13 protein-coding genes are annotated in these 14,275 nt (G+C 43.9%); 3 read left to right on the top strand and 10 right to left on the bottom strand.

The window, feature by feature from the left end:
• Positions 1 to 276 precede the first annotated feature (276 nt).
• Positions 277 to 1,521, top strand: coding sequence for a GGDEF domain-containing protein (locus RXX31_RS02430; protein ID WP_317587497.1), 1,245 nt, complete (start codon positions 277 to 279; stop codon positions 1,519 to 1,521).
• A gap of 7 nt (positions 1,522 to 1,528) precedes the next feature.
• Here RXX31_RS02430 and RXX31_RS02425 read toward each other — a convergent pair whose 3' ends face one another.
• A complete protein-coding gene (locus RXX31_RS02425) occupies positions 1,529 to 2,488 on the bottom strand; it encodes a diguanylate cyclase (protein ID WP_317587496.1) in 960 nt (319 codons plus the stop codon).
• A gap of 184 nt (positions 2,489 to 2,672) precedes the next feature.
• Between RXX31_RS02425 and RXX31_RS02420 the strand changes: the two genes are divergently transcribed.
• A complete protein-coding gene (locus RXX31_RS02420; protein ID WP_317587495.1) occupies positions 2,673 to 3,110 on the top strand; it encodes a DUF3069 domain-containing protein in 438 nt (145 codons plus the stop codon).
• A 127-nt stretch (positions 3,111 to 3,237) separates the two neighbouring features.
• Here the strand turns inward: RXX31_RS02420 and modC are convergent, their stop codons facing one another.
• Genes modC through RXX31_RS02400 form a run of 4 tightly spaced genes read right to left on the bottom strand, consistent with a single transcriptional unit; the run spans position 3,238 to position 7,314 of the window.
• Complete coding sequence (gene modC, locus RXX31_RS02415) at positions 3,238 to 4,353, bottom strand: molybdenum ABC transporter ATP-binding protein ModC (RefSeq protein ID WP_317587494.1); 1,116 nt, start codon at positions 4,351 to 4,353, stop codon at positions 3,238 to 3,240.
• On the bottom strand, positions 4,353 to 5,039 hold the full coding sequence (gene modB / locus RXX31_RS02410) for a molybdate ABC transporter permease subunit (RefSeq protein WP_317587493.1): 687 nt from the start codon (positions 5,037 to 5,039) through the stop codon (positions 4,353 to 4,355). The genes modC and modB overlap by 1 nt, the downstream gene beginning before the upstream one ends.
• Positions 5,040 to 5,041: 2 nt before the next feature.
• The gene (gene modA, locus RXX31_RS02405) at positions 5,042 to 5,803 is read right to left on the bottom strand and encodes a molybdate ABC transporter substrate-binding protein (protein ID WP_317587492.1); all 762 of its coding nucleotides are present in this window, start codon (positions 5,801 to 5,803) and stop codon (positions 5,042 to 5,044) included.
• Positions 5,804 to 5,862: 59 nt separating this feature from the next.
• Positions 5,863 to 7,314: a cobyric acid synthase gene (locus tag RXX31_RS02400; protein ID WP_317587491.1), complete on the bottom strand. Its 1,452-nt coding sequence runs from the start codon at positions 7,312 to 7,314 to the stop codon at positions 5,863 to 5,865.
• Positions 7,315 to 7,560: 246 nt separating this feature from the next.
• On the opposite strand from RXX31_RS02400, the gene RXX31_RS02395 reads away from it, so the two are divergent.
• Positions 7,561 to 8,097, top strand: coding sequence for a hypothetical protein (locus RXX31_RS02395; protein ID WP_317587490.1), 537 nt, complete (start codon positions 7,561 to 7,563; stop codon positions 8,095 to 8,097).
• 65 nt (positions 8,098 to 8,162) lie between these two features.
• Here the strand turns inward: RXX31_RS02395 and RXX31_RS02390 are convergent, their stop codons facing one another.
• The 5 genes from RXX31_RS02390 to nrdD all read right to left on the bottom strand — a co-directional run bounded on the left by RXX31_RS02390 (position 8,163) and on the right by nrdD (position 14,052).
• Positions 8,163 to 8,837, bottom strand: coding sequence for a RimK/LysX family protein (locus tag RXX31_RS02390; protein WP_317587489.1), 675 nt, complete (start codon positions 8,835 to 8,837; stop codon positions 8,163 to 8,165).
• 12 nt (positions 8,838 to 8,849) lie between these two features.
• Positions 8,850 to 10,037 carry an amino acid aminotransferase gene (locus tag RXX31_RS02385; protein ID WP_317587488.1) on the bottom strand — a complete coding sequence of 396 codons (1,188 nt, stop codon included), beginning with the start codon at positions 10,035 to 10,037 and terminating at the stop codon, positions 8,850 to 8,852.
• A 157-nt stretch (positions 10,038 to 10,194) separates the two neighbouring features.
• Positions 10,195 to 11,049: an AraC family transcriptional regulator gene (locus tag RXX31_RS02380; RefSeq protein WP_317587487.1), complete on the bottom strand. Its 855-nt coding sequence runs from the start codon at positions 11,047 to 11,049 to the stop codon at positions 10,195 to 10,197.
• Between the two features lie 332 nt (positions 11,050 to 11,381).
• Positions 11,382 to 11,852, bottom strand: a complete 471-nt coding sequence (nrdG, locus tag RXX31_RS02375; protein WP_317587486.1) for an anaerobic ribonucleoside-triphosphate reductase-activating protein — start codon at positions 11,850 to 11,852, stop codon at positions 11,382 to 11,384.
• Positions 11,853 to 11,931: 79 nt separating this feature from the next.
• Positions 11,932 to 14,052 carry an anaerobic ribonucleoside-triphosphate reductase gene (nrdD, locus tag RXX31_RS02370; RefSeq protein WP_317587485.1) on the bottom strand — a complete coding sequence of 707 codons (2,121 nt, stop codon included), beginning with the start codon at positions 14,050 to 14,052 and terminating at the stop codon, positions 11,932 to 11,934.
• Positions 14,053 to 14,275: the final 223 nt, after the last annotated feature.

The following is a 14,275-nucleotide window of genomic DNA, read 5'->3' as shown; positions in this document are numbered from 1 at the left end:
GAATTGGTTTCTAGTACCAATTCAGCGATTTACCTTCATCATAACGGGTATGTGGAAAAATAACAGGCACATCATTGTTACGGTTTTTTGCTTCTATCGCAGTCGTTACCCGATTGCTCATAGCATGTTCTTAACCACTTAGTTAACAACACAGGTGTACTTATGGTGGAAAATTGCTAAGATACTGAAAGCTTATAATCCACAACGATAATATCAACCTGATGCGTATTGTGACTCACTTATGTATTCAACTAATTTTGTAGGCAAACTTTTCGAATGTCCTCATCCTTAATGACATCATCAGGCTTTAAATTCGTTTTCCCCATAGCATTGTTGGGGTTAGCGATATCTGGCATGAATAGTATTATTCAGATGACTGAGTCAAACTGGGGTGTTGCCGCAAATTTACCTTATGTACTGCTGGGTTGTGCACTACTACTTTGCTACTCATTTAAGCAAGGACGAGAGTCCATGGTATGCGTCTCTATGCTCCTTGCTTATTTTATCATCCAGCAGCGTCTTCAAGTGCCGCTTAGTAGCGGAACAGCTCTTATCGAGTTAACGATCTTGGCGACATTACTGCCTATCTCATTTCTGGCAGTATTTCTATTTAGTAAAGATGGCGCAAACTCAAAAGCCATGTTTGCCTATGTTTTGATGCTGGCGATATTTCTACTGTGGTCTTATATAACACTGAGGTTCCATGTCAAAGGGCGATTCGAGGACTGGACACAAGGTATTTTGTTCATTGTACCGAGTATCTCCAAACTCCCATTCATTCTCGTCTTATATTGTCTTGGTATTGTCGGTTTTCTTGGCATCTTGGTCTTAAGAACCAATAAAATCATCCATGCCATGACTTACTCCGCGATGGCTCTGGCCTCTGCAACATTTATCTTTTTCGATGTGCAATACATATCAAGCACCATGTTTACTTTGGCAGGCCTGCTTATGATTGTGTATTCAACAACGGCTAGCCACCACCTTGCCTTTACAGACAGTTTGACGCTTATCCCTAGCCGTAGAGCTCTTGATCTTGATTTTAAAGATATGGATGGTAAGTACACTATCGCGATGTTAGATGTTGATCACTTTAAAAACTTTAACGATACGTACGGGCATGACACTGGCGACAACGTGCTTAAACTCGTCGCAACGTTGTTAATGAAAACGCGTGGTGGCGCTAAAGTTTATCGATTTGGTGGTGAAGAATTCACTATTCTATTTAAAGGCAAATACGCTGAAGATTGTGTAAAGCAATTAGAGGAAGTCCATAAGTTGATCGCGAATTATAAAATGGTCCTGCGTGATTCAGCGTCTCGCCCGGACGACAATAAGCAAGGACAAATGAAGCGCGGCAATGAAAAGCTAAAGAGAAAGTCGGTATCAGTAACGGTTAGTATTGGCGTTGCGGACAGCCGAAATGCCCTAGATCCTGAAGATGTCCTCTCATTAGCTGATGAGGCTTTATATCAAGCAAAAGACTCTGGCCGAAATTGCATAAAATGTTATAGCAAATAGGTTATTTTCAATTCTTATTTACCAATGTATGTGTATCACGTCCAAGTGATTTCGATGTATAGAGCGCTCTATCCACCATTGCGTACAAATCGGCTTTGTTCTCTTTTCCCGTCGCCCGAAAGGCAAGTACGCCCTGTGACACTGTCACTATATGTGAGATGCTTGAGTACTCATGAGGATAATTAAGGAAGTTGATCGCCTCTTGAATGCGCTCAGCTTCTCTTTCTGCCATTTGTCCATCAGTACTACTCAGCAGTACAATAAACTCTTCGCCACCATAACGACCAACGTACTCTCCTGAACGGCTGAAGGTCACTTTGAGCTGACGTGCAATCGCCTGCAAACATCTATCGCCTTCTATGTGGCCATAGTTATCATTAAACGCCTTAAAAAAGTCGACATTTAACAAAATCATCGCCATCGGCATATGACGGCGGCCATGCCACGCAACCATTGACTCAAGTTTTTGGTCGATGTACCTGCGGTTATATAACTTAGTTAACCCATCTTCGTTTGCCTGCTGGGTTAACTGTCGATTCACTTTTTCGAGCTGCGCCGTCACTTGTTTTAACTCACGTCTCATGTGAGCAATTCGCTGCATGGCGATGAGCTTGGAACTTAGCACAAGTTTATCGACAGGCTTGATAAGGTAGTCATCACCGCCCGCCTCTATCGCTTTAGCGATGATCTCGGGTTCTTCATGACTACTAAGGAAGATGATAGGAATCCACTCAGGGAAGGCTTTTCTGATTGATAATGAAAGCTCAAAGCCATCCATTTCTGGCATGGAGATATCAAGCAAAATTAACTCAGGGTCAAAATTTTCATAAACCTCTAAGGCTTCTGAACCGCTGCCTACTGTTTTGACGATATGCCCCAGCTGTTTAAGACGAATGGCCAACTGCATTCTGTCTAATTGAACATCGTCAACAAGAAGAATACGCATTGATGTCCATTTAGGCTGCATAAGGTGTTCCATTATCTTATTGTGTCTTAGTTAACCATATATCATATTCAACGACTTGTTACGTCGTATCAAAAGTTAACTGCTATATTTTTGTTTAAATGTCGCGTAATCCAAAGACTATAATGGTAGATATTTGAATCATTTGATATTACTATTCCCGCCTTTTTGTAACGAGAGACGCACCATGTCAGAAGCAACTAACACCGAAAGCAAAAAAATCGATCTAGAAACCATTTCTCCAGAGCTACGTAAGGTTATTGAGTTCGACGAAGTTCCAGAAGAAATGTTCGAAATGGTTACCTCTATCCATGAAGTGTCAGAAGAAGCTGTTCGCGCGTCTTGGGACGAAATGCCAGCAAGCGCTCAAAACATTCTGGATAATTTTGAACAGTTCCATGCTCTAGTTTCTGTCGGCCAAGCATTTGCTGGTATCAACGTAATGGAAGAATTTCCAACCCTGAATCTGCCAGAAAACATGACAGATGAAGATAAAGAAGAGTACCGATCTCAGTTGCTAGACAATGTTCTTCACAACTGCGTGAAAGACATGGTTAAGCAAATGAAAAAAGCGCGCCGTGATCCTCTGCTAAAACGTGAATTCAAAGAAGTGTTTGCTAAATAACCTGTACTCGGGTTTAGTAACACTCAGTGTTCATGTAAAGGAAGGGCTGCATTGTGCAGCCCTTTGTTGTATTCGGGATTGTAGTTACTCATTGTTATCAGAAGTAACCAGGTGGCTGTAAAGACCATCAATGATAAGAATGTGGTGCAAACGCAATGTCGCGTTGAGTCACACTCACCCCTTTCACTTGTGCATAGACGGAGTCGCCTGGCTTTAAGTTGAGATCATCGAGCGCCCAAGGCGTAATTTTTGCCCACAAACAGCAACGCTCATCTAACTGCAAAGATACCGTTATACTCTGTTTATCATCTCCGACATTCACTTGCTCTATAGACTGAACTGTCGCAGGCAACACATTTCGAATCGATGTGCCAACCGGACGCTCTAGTGCTATAGAAACGTCGCTAGCTCGCACCTGAAGTCGAATCGGTGTACCCGGTTCACCCTCAATCTTTTGTACCCAAAGTGATGCGCTCTGACCCAGCTTTACTGACGTCAGTGCATATTGCTCGTGATGTTCGGCAATTTTCCCTTCAAACAAGCTACTGTGTTCAGAAAACGACTGCCACGGCCTCATGGCGTGCGAGGCCCAGACCTCTTCCAGCCTCCCAGAGGTCACAATTCGACCTTGCTCAATAATAGCCAGGTTCTGCGCCAGTCTGATGATTTCTTGTAGACTATGTGTCACGTAGACAATGGGAATATTGACTTTGTCAGACAGTTCCTCAAGAAACGGCATCACTTCCCGCTTTCTCGGCATATCTAACGATGCTAATGGCTCATCCATTAACAATAAATTGGGTTTAGACAATAATGCACGCGCGATGGCTACTCGCTGTCTTTCGCCACCAGAAAGCGATGCAGGGAAACGCTTTAGAAGTGGCTTTATAGAAAGCAGCTCTGTTACCGCATCAAAGTAAGCGTCGTCTTTCTGTTTAACGCCATACATCAAGTTCCCTTTTACTGAATAGTGTGGGAATAAACGGGAGTCCTGAAAAACGTAGCCAATTTTACGCTTGTGAGTCGGTAAATTTATCGACTTATCACTATCATACAAAACATGATCACCGATGGTCACTTTACCTTGTGTCGGCGTGACTAGCCCACTGATCACATTGATTAACGTTGTTTTGCCTGCACCAGATCGACCAAAAAGTGCGCTTATTCCGTTACAGGGTAACTCTAGATTAATATCAAAATCAGTTTCACCAAGTAACTGTTTAAATTGAATTTTAATGCTCATTATTTGGCTCCCAGTCGGCTTGACGCTTTTCGATTCAGCCACTCAGATGCCATTAATGTGGATAACGCCAGTACAATAGAAATAATACACAGGCGTGCCGCTTCCATCTCTGCACCGGGCGTTTCTATAAAGTTATACATTGCAAGCGGTATTGTTTGTGTCTCTCCCGGAATATTAGATACGAAGCTAATTGTGGCACCAAATTCGCCCAGGCTGCGCGCGAACGACAACATGGTTCCGGTAATGATGCCAGGGATTGTCAATGGCAGTGTTATCGTCATAAATACTTTTAGTCGAGAAGCACCAAGCGTGGAAGCTGCATGTTCAAGTTTGGGATCGACATTTTCCAGGCTTAAACGAACAGAGCGAACCATAAGTGGCAACGCGACAACAATACAAGCGACAACTGCGCCTTTCCAATTAAAGCTAAATACCAAACCAAAATGCTCATAGAGCCAACTGCCGAGGAACCCTTGTCGTCCAAGTGAGACCAACAGTAAATATCCGATAACAACAGGAGGTAACACCAACGGTAAATGAATGAGGCTATCAAGGACTGATTTGCCAAAGAACTCTTTGCGCGAAAGTAGCCAAGCCAATAAAACCCCTAAAGGGATGAGCCATAGTACCGCGTATGTACCGACTTTCAGGCTTAAGATTAAAGCTTGGTATTCAAGTTCCGTCACGCTTAATCCTTATTACTGAAACCATATTTGATAAAGACATCTTTGGCATCATCTGTACTCAGATAGCGGAAGAACTGCTGCGATTCCGTTGAGTCATTAACAATCGCCGCGGGGTAAACGATTGCAGAGTGTGTGTCACTTGCAAGTTCCGATACGATTTTAACTTTATCCGTTAACAATGCGTCTGTTTTGTACACAATACCTAATGGCGCTTCTCCGCGCTCGACCAGAGCTAACGCAAGGCGAACATTTTTTGCTGGTGCGACTTTATACTCGATATCTTTCCATACACCCAGTGTAGTCAGAGATTCTTTGGCGTACATACCCACAGGTACCGATGTTGGATTACCGAGCGCAAGACGTCCATCACTCAACGCAGTTTGCCATGCTTGGCCGTTGTTATAATTAAATTCGCTGGCGTTCGATGCTTTTGGTGCGATTAACACTAAACGATTACCGACCAAATTAGTGACACCGTCACTGTTAATCACCTTTTCATCGACCAAATAGTCCATCCACTTGGTATTTGCCGAGATAAAAACATCAGCAGGTGCGCCGTTCATGATTTGACGGGCTATAGACGAGGAGCCACCGTAAACAGGTGTAACCGCAACGTCGAACTTGTCTTCAAAGTTTTGAACGATCTCGTCGATCGCATTGGTCATAGAAGAGGCTGCGTAAACTTTGAGTTTTTCTTCTGCGTTTGTTGAAAATGCCACGCTTAATATTGCCGTTAGGCAGCAATGTGTTTTCCACGCTTTCATTGTTAGATTCCTTTACCAGACAAGCCAAAAAATGAACTTATGTTCATATTGTTAACGCACTATTTAAACAAAAAATCTAAGTTCATGTGTTTTTCTATCGCATCGGCAATACGATTTATACCGAGCTCTTTAAGCTCTTGGAAATTTTGCTGCTTTATTTGAGCGCCATTGACCCATTCAGCAATAAGATTAAGGATATCTACCTCGTCAAAGAAACCGTGTAAATAGGTTCCCATAACCTGGCTGCATTCACTGAGTGCTCCATCGAAAGTCCCATCGGCAAGTTCAAGTGGCTGTACTCCTGACACTTCGCTTCGGCCTACATGAATTTCGTAGCCTTTTGCAGTAGCACGCTTACCATCTAGGCTCACGACAGCTTGTGTCTTGGTCAGTTGCTTACTGCCAGTGAGGACCGTGTGGACGTCGAGCAGTCCTAAACCTTCACTTACTCCTGGCGCACTCTCCACACCATCAGGATCATCAATGGTTTTGCCGAGCATCTGGTAACCGCCACAGATGCCCATGACTTTTCCACCCAGACGAATATGGCGTAATATATCCTTATCCCAACCCTGGCTTCTTAAATACGCTAAATCGTCCCTGACCGATTTTGTACCTGGCAGGATAACCAAATCAGCTTTATCGATCTTTTCGCCTTTGCCCACATAACGTAAGTTAATATCTGGATTAAGGCGTAACGCGTCAAAATCCGTATGGTTACTGATGCGAGTTAATATAGGTACCACAATATTGAGTTTTACTTCGGAGTTTAACTCTTGTTGATCTGTGATCGCGTCTTCAGCTTCGAGATTGAAACCATGTAGATACGGCAGTACGCCTAAAACGGGCTTACCGGTTTTTTCTTCAAGCCAGTCCAAGCCTGATTGTAACAAACGAATATCGCCCCTGAACCGGTTGATTACAAAGCCTTTCACACGTGCTTGTTCCGATTCTGAAAGTAACGCTAAGGTGCCGTATAAGTGAGCAAATACACCACCCCGATCGATATCAGCGACGATGATGACTGGAACGTCAGCAGCTTCTGCAAAGCCCATATTGGCAATATCCCCTTCTCTCAGGTTGATCTCTGCCGGGCTGCCTGCTCCCTCAATCATAATCGACTCGTACTCTTGGGTAAGTCGCGAAAAGGAATCAAGTACAGTATTCATCGCGACTTTTTTGTAATCATGAAAGCCCGCCGCGTCCATATCAGACAAAGCTTTGCCTTGCAGAATGATCTGCGCCCCTGTATCGCTGTTCGGCTTGATTAGTACTGGGTTCATGTGGACACTGGATTCAATATTACAGGCTTGTGCCTGAACTTCCTGAGCTCGTCCAATTTCACCACCATCTTTGGTTACCGCGCTATTGAGCGCCATGTTTTGTGGTTTGAATGGGGCAACTTTAATCCCTCTTCGGGCTAATACACGGCATAAACCTGCCACGAGTACACTTTTTCCGGCATCCGATGTCGTGCCTTGAACCATTAAAGAAGGAATCGCTGATTTCATGAGTATTCTTAGAGACAAAATAGATGAGCAATCATAACGTTATCGTTGCATGTTACTCAAGAAAATGAACAGAAGAACAAGGTGAATAGCCCTATTATTTACTTTTTGAATTAGGGTTGCGGGTGAGAAATGGCAATTAGCTGGTTGGTAATAACCCTAAGTAGTTAAAAACTGACACTATTATCATTTATGGTCTGGTTTTTGCTTTGCTCCATGTTCATTTTAATGATCTGATCTGGAGTCACCATGCTAGGTAAAGTGCTAAAGGTTACGGCCTTTGGTTTGTGCGCTATGCTGCCACTTTCTTCTTATGCCAATAATTTTAACTACAATACGTTCGAAGTCCGTATGGGTACCAGTCCTGCGACCTTTGGTGGCGAGTTTACAAGCTACTTTACCGAGAACACCCACTTTATTGGTCGCGCTGATAGTGAGTTCAGCGGTGATTGGGATGTCGCCGGTGGTATTGGGTTTAATGGCCCTGCCGGACAATTTGCTGATATTTATGGTCAGATGTTACTGCACAATATTAAACAGGCTAGTAGCGATAAAGTGGGTGACCAATGGCACGGAGAAGTCAATATTGGTACTCGTATCTGGTTTACGCAAAATGTTGAGCTTCACGCTCGCTTAGGCCAGTTAATGGACAGCGACGATTCCCATACCGTCTATAACTTCGGGGCGCGATTCCATTCTACTCAGCAGTTGGCACTGGGCGCTGATTTAAAAAACAACGGTGTTTATGGACAGCAACTCGTGATGTCCGCCCGCTTTGGGTTTTAAAAACAAAACGTTTGAATAAAAAATGGCCTCCAATTTTGGAGGCCATTTCAGTTTTGATCATGTTGCTATTTATTGCTCGGTTTGTCTTGAACGTATTTTTTCGATACATCCACAACCGCAATATCTCTGAAGAAGCTACGGCCCAATAACATTGGGAACTTCATGTGACCCCTTTCGGCCAAAGTAAATTCCGTCTTCTCCTTGTAATCACCAACTTGAATGTAGGCCATCACAACCGCACGTTTATTGACGTCATCTGATGATGACTGTTTGATCTTAGCCCAGCGTTCAACAGGTACTTTAAATTCTTTACTCGCCTTATCACCGAGGTCGATTTTAAACTGTACCCAATCTTTGCCATCACGTTCAAACGGTACGATATCGAGCGCACTGATTGAAGATGTCGTTGCGCCAGTATCTACACGTGCTTTAAACGTTTCATCAATGCCCGGTGCGTAAACCCACTCTTCCGAGCCAAGAATAAGCATACCGTCAGGCGTTTTTTGTACCTTAACTGGCTTTTCTGGTTTTGGCTCAGGTTTCGGCTCTGGCTTTATTTCCGGTTTTGGTTCGACTTCTGGCTTTGGCTCAACCTCTGGTTTAACTTCTGGCTCTACCACGACAGGTTGTTCTATTTCAGGCATTTCTGGCTCAACAGGCTCCGTCGTCGTTTGCGTTGACGTACAAGCAATTAAACTACCGCTCATCATAAGCGGCAGAATCAGTTTCCAGTTTTTCATCCACACTCCGAATTAAAGTTGAGAGACTTTATTGATCGCGTCCGCTACGTAAGGAATATGTGTTTCGGTTAGACCTGCGATATTAATTCGGCCATCACCAACACCATAAATGGCATAATCTTCACGCAGATGCGCCATTTGCTTTTCAGTAAAGCCTAGCACAGTAAACATGCCTTTGTGACTCTCAATGAAGTCAAATTGATCTGTATTATGGTTATTTCTCAGTTCGTTACACAAGTTTTGACGAAGACTCACCAAACGCTGCTGCATTTCGCTCAATTCTTGTTTCCAGACTGAGGTTAGGTTCGCGTCTTTAAGGATGGTTTTGACCAATGCAGCGCCATGATCTGGCGGCATGGTGTAAGTAGAACGAGCCAACGTTAATAACTTACCCTTCGCGTTAGTGACGTCTTGAGTATTTTTACCGACGACAATCGCAGCACCAGTACGTTCACGATAAAGACCAAAATTCTTCGAGCAAGAAGTCGTGATTAGCATCTCTTCAACGTTATCGGCCATAAAACGAAGGCCTTTCGCATCTTCTTCCAGACCATCGCCAAAACCTTGGTAGGCGATATCAACAAAAGGTGTAAAGCCATTCTTCTGAGATAACTCAGTAATTGCTTGCCAAGCAGCAAAATCAATGTCTGCACCCGTCGGGTTGTGGCAGCAACCATGAAGTAGCACGACATCAGAAGGTCCAGCTTTAGACAGATCATCGATCATTTTCGCGGTGTCGACTTGCTTGGTTTCTGGAGAGAAGTAATGGTAGAACCTTACTTTGAGGCCCGCAGCTTCCATCACAGGTTTGTGATTCACGTAGCTTGGATTAGAAATCCATACCGTCGTATCGGGTTGTGCAACTTTCATTAAGTCGCCCAACATACGCAAAGCACCACTTGCCCCTGGAGTTTGAATTGCCGCAACACGATCCATTGCGGAGGTTCCGGATAACAAAAGATCAACCATGCTTTGGTTAAACTCTTCGCAGCCAGCAAGGCCAACGTAAGCTTTGGTTTTTTGAGTTTTTACAACAACGTCTTGCGCCATCTGAATGGCTTTCATGATTGGCGTTTCGCCTGCGCTGTTTTTGTAAACGCCAATACCAAGATCAACTTTGTTTGGACGTTCATCGTTACGGTAAGCAACGGATAAAGATAAAATAGGATCTAATACAGGAGTTGGTAGATTAGAAAACATGAAAGTCACAACCCTTTGAAATTCAAGTACAGACTTCACGTTAACATTATCATTTAAAATGGCGAAATGATTTTTCACTAATTTCGTTAATTAGAGGACAAAATTCTGTATCCAACGAAGTGTTGTACCACCCATTGGTTACAAACACAGCGAGTGATTACTCGGTCAGTATCTCAATGCGTCCATTTTGTCTGAATTCTCTTGGTGTCATCCCAGACCAAAAGCGAAAACGTGTACTGAAGTTTGCACTGGTTGGATAACCAACAATTTCACCAATGTGCTGAATCGGCCATTCTGTGGAGCGCAACAACCTTGCGGCGTATTCCATCCTCATGCGCGTTAAATGAGCCATCGGACTTCGCCCAAAATGCTGTTGAGTTATTCGGTAGAGGTGTGCTGCCGAGCAAGGATATAGCGCAGCTAACTGTTCCACTGTCCATTCTTTATGTAGTTGCCTTTGGACAAGATCAAATACGCGGCGCAACTTTAATAGATTGCGCGAAACAGAGTCGGACTGCGGCATGTTTAGCATCACCTCCAGTTGAGCGACGCTGTGGGCACTTACCGTACCACTATAATCAATAGGTAAGTTAATGCTACGTAGAAGCGTTTGAATGCATGCATACATCACTTCTGGCACAGGAGTCAGCTGGTAACTAATTTCATCACCGACCATTGGCCAGTCAGTATGCTGTGAAAGAAAGACCCAGGCTAGCTGCCAGGTTTCGTCTTCCATACCAAACCCATTTTCAACGCCAGCGGGGACGATAACCAGAGAGCCAGGCTCTAGTTCATAGCGACATGCTTTGCTTTCCAGCCAACCTTTTCCACGCACGGTGTAGAGCAGCATGTGTTTTCTTTGGTTTTTTCTGTACACCGAAAAGAAATCTCGGCATGTTGCGATACCGCATTGAACGATGCCTCGTTCTTCTAACGCCAAAACTCGTGTGTGGTCGATCATTTCCTGATACGTTTTTTCGGAAATGGAGTAACACTCTTGTTTTTCTTCCATATTTCGATGTCTCACACGGTATTTATTACGTCTTGGCAACATTAGATTTAAGGGCTCAGATCCATTGCGAGTTCTGCAAAAGCTCCGGATACCTTTAAAAAATACAACGTGAGATCATGGGGATAAACTACACGCACTATTCTTGATGGAGAAATGCGAGGCTCTTAACAAGTGGGCACATCGACAAAACATTTTGCAAACGGCTTATTGCAACCATCGAAGGATGGACAAAGCGACTTACACTAACTAAAAAGGCACACTCGCTATTTACGAATGTGCCTTTTCTATTTACTGGTCTATCTATTGATTATGACCAGCTTCTTCTGTCTAGTTTAAAAATGCTTAAAATGGTGTATCACTTGATTAGCACTGCCGCGCCATTCTAAATTCAGGTCTTTCTTATCTTGCTCAAACTTACCGTCGATAAGCACATCGATGTATTGGGTCACTTCTCTTTGGGCATCGTCAAGCTCTGCCAATGTGTAACCTGTCCAAACCCAGATATCTTTACCCGGGCATTCTTCTCTCACTCGTTTCACTAGTTTGAGGGTATAGGTCACGTTTGCCGGATGGAGCGGATCGCCTCCCGACAACGATAAGCCCCGGCGCTTAATTCGCGTGTCATTTAGATCAGCAATGATTTTATCTTCGAGCTCTTGAGTAAATACATGCCCAGAATCCACACGCCAAGTTGATTGATTATAACAACCTCGACACTGGTGAATACAACCAGAAACAAACAGCGTACAGCGCGTACCCGGTCCATTTACAACATCAATTGGATAGTATTGGTGGTAATTCATTGTCGTGTCTCATTAGGTTTGTGAAAATAGAAAATCAACCCGAAAAGGTTGATTTTCTTTATGCTGTTTCCGTTACTGGTTAAAGGTGCTTCACTCGGCGCTTCACTTCTTCTTGCTTACCGAAGTTAAACGGACGTGCATCAGGGCTACCAAGATAACCACACACACGGCGCGTTACCGATACTTTGGTGGAATCATGATTACCACAGCTTGGGCAGGTAAAACCTTTGCTGGTACATTCAAACTCCCCCGTATACCCACACTCGTAACACTCATCGATAGGCGTATTAGTGCCGTAGTAAGGCACTCGGGTATAGCTGTAATCCCACACGTTTTCTAATGCTTCAACGTTACGTTGCATGTTTGGGAATTCACCGTAACAGATAAAACCACCGCTGGAGATTTCTGGATACGGCATTTCAAAGTCAATCTTATCGTAAGGGTTTACCTTCTTCTCGACATCTAAGTGGAAGCTATTGGTGTAGTAGCCTTTATCTGTCACCCCTTCGATCACACCAAATTCTTTGGTATCGATACGACAGAAACGACTACATAAATTTTCACTTGGTGTCGCGTATAGACTGAAACCATAGCCGGTTTCGTCTGCCCACTGATTCACTGCATCTTTTAGGTGTTTGATCACCTCAACCGCTTTTTCACGTAAGACCGCATCGTCGTACACGTGCGCTTCGTTGCCAAACAGTGCGTTAATCGTTTCATGCACACCGATATAGCCCAGTGAAATTGAAGCACGACCATGTTTGAAGATCTCGGCAATAGAGTCATCCGCTTTCAGACGAACACCACATGCTCCTTCCATATAAAGGATTGGCGCGACGCGTGCTTTCACGTTTTCCAGACGCGTAATGCGAGTTTCTAACGCTCTGCGCGCTAAACGAAGGCGATCATCAAGTAGCTCGTAGAACTTCTTCTCGCTTCCTTTGGCACGTATGGCAATACGAGGCAGGTTCAAGCTCACAACACCAAGGTTGTTACGACCTTCATGGATAAGCTCTCCGTCCTCTTCATAAGTACCCAAGAAACTTCTGCAACCCATCGGCGTTTTGAATGAACCCGTCACTTCAACCACTTTGTCGTAGTTGAGAATATCTGGATACATACGTTTAGAGGCACACTCAAGCGCAAGTTGTTTAATGTCGTAGTTTGGATCTTCAGCTTTGTGGTTCAGACCGTCTTTAATGCCGAATACCAGTTTTGGGAACACGGCCGTTTTGCGATTTTTGCCAAGCCCCGCAATACGGTTTTTTAGAATCGATTTCTGGATCAAACGAGACGCCCAGCTTGTACCTAAGCCGAAGCCAAAAGTAACGAATGGCGTTTGACCATTTGCGGTATGCAATGTGTTTACTTCGTACTCAAGTGATTGGAACGCGTCGTAACACTCTTTCTCTGTACGCGCTTTTGCAAACTCTTCCTGCTCAGCAATGTCCCACTCTTTGGCAATTTTCAGATGCTTCTCGTAACTTGTCATTACGTATGGGGCGAGTACTTCATCAATACGGTTGATCGTTGTGCCGCCGTAAATATGGCTCGCAACTTGTGCGATGATCTGTGCCGTTACTGCGGTTGCTGTAGATATCGACTTAGGCGTATCAATTTCTGCATTACCCATTTTGAAGCCGTGTGTCAGCATGCCTTTTAGGTCGATCAGCATACAGTTAAACATCGGGAAGAATGGTGCGTAATCTAAGTCGTGGTAATGAATATCACCCACTTCATGCGCTTGTACGACATCGCGAGGAAGAATGTGAGTTTTCGCGTAGTGTTTCGCAACGATACCAGCCAGTAAATCACGTTGAGTTGGAATCACTTTGCCATCTTTATTCGCATTTTCATTAATCAGGTCGAGATTACTTTCTTCAATCAGGCCCTCAATTTCACGAGTAAGTGCGCTCTGTTTCTCTCGAGCAATATCGCGATCATGGCGGTACTCGATGTAAGAGCGAGCCAGAGATTTATAAGGACCTTGCATGAGTTCATTTTCAACTAAGTCCTGAATCTCATGGATGTGAACTTCATCGTGATCTTTTAGCTGTAACTCGACAGCAAGAGCAACATTGAGAGCATAAATGGCGACATCTTTATCTTTGTTTTCCGCCGCGGCTTCGACTGCTGCTTGAATACGATCCCTGTTGAACGGAGCTCTTGAGCCGTCACGCTTGATTACGATTGGTTTCACTTTCTTCTCCTTACCCAGCATACTCACAGAGTTATCCACAAACACACTATATGGGGTGATTTATTATTCTTGAGCCACAATATATTGTGGCGTATTTAACGAGAAGCACCAGTCGAAAACATTGATTTTGATCAACAAAAATTGGGTAGCGGATAAGAACAAATCGATCTTATTGCAGATGCCCTTTATTAAAAAGAAATCCATGAAAATTGCAAAATTGGTA

Source organism: Vibrio sp. EA2 (genome assembly GCF_033042495.1).
Lineage (GTDB): Bacteria > Pseudomonadota > Gammaproteobacteria > Enterobacterales > Vibrionaceae > Vibrio.
The sequence above is the reverse complement of the archived record's forward strand: the minus strand, read 5'-3'. Positions and strand labels throughout refer to the sequence as shown.

What these genes read in the sequence shown, in the direction of transcription:
- RXX31_RS02425 (WP_317587496.1), bottom strand. Translation starts at nt 2,488, where the DNA reads ATGCAGCCTAAATGGACATCAATGCGTATTCTTCTTGTTGACGATGTT.
- modA (WP_317587492.1), bottom strand. Translation starts at nt 5,803, where the DNA reads ATGAAAGCGTGGAAAACACATTGCTGCCTAACGGCAATATTAAGCGTG.
- nrdG (WP_317587486.1), bottom strand. Translation starts at nt 11,852, where the DNA reads ATGAATTACCACCAATACTATCCAATTGATGTTGTAAATGGACCGGGT.
- RXX31_RS02420 (WP_317587495.1), top strand. Translation starts at nt 2,673, where the DNA reads ATGTCAGAAGCAACTAACACCGAAAGCAAAAAAATCGATCTAGAAACC.
- modC (WP_317587494.1), bottom strand. Translation starts at nt 4,353, where the DNA reads ATGAGCATTAAAATTCAATTTAAACAGTTACTTGGTGAAACTGATTTT.
- RXX31_RS02400 (WP_317587491.1), bottom strand. Translation starts at nt 7,314, where the DNA reads ATGAAATCAGCGATTCCTTCTTTAATGGTTCAAGGCACGACATCGGAT.
- RXX31_RS02430 (WP_317587497.1), top strand. Translation starts at nt 277, where the DNA reads ATGTCCTCATCCTTAATGACATCATCAGGCTTTAAATTCGTTTTCCCC.
- RXX31_RS02380 (WP_317587487.1), bottom strand. Translation starts at nt 11,049, where the DNA reads ATGGAAGAAAAACAAGAGTGTTACTCCATTTCCGAAAAAACGTATCAG.
- RXX31_RS02395 (WP_317587490.1), top strand. Translation starts at nt 7,561, where the DNA reads ATGCTAGGTAAAGTGCTAAAGGTTACGGCCTTTGGTTTGTGCGCTATG.
- RXX31_RS02385 (WP_317587488.1), bottom strand. Translation starts at nt 10,037, where the DNA reads ATGTTTTCTAATCTACCAACTCCTGTATTAGATCCTATTTTATCTTTA.
- RXX31_RS02390 (WP_317587489.1), bottom strand. Translation starts at nt 8,837, where the DNA reads ATGAAAAACTGGAAACTGATTCTGCCGCTTATGATGAGCGGTAGTTTA.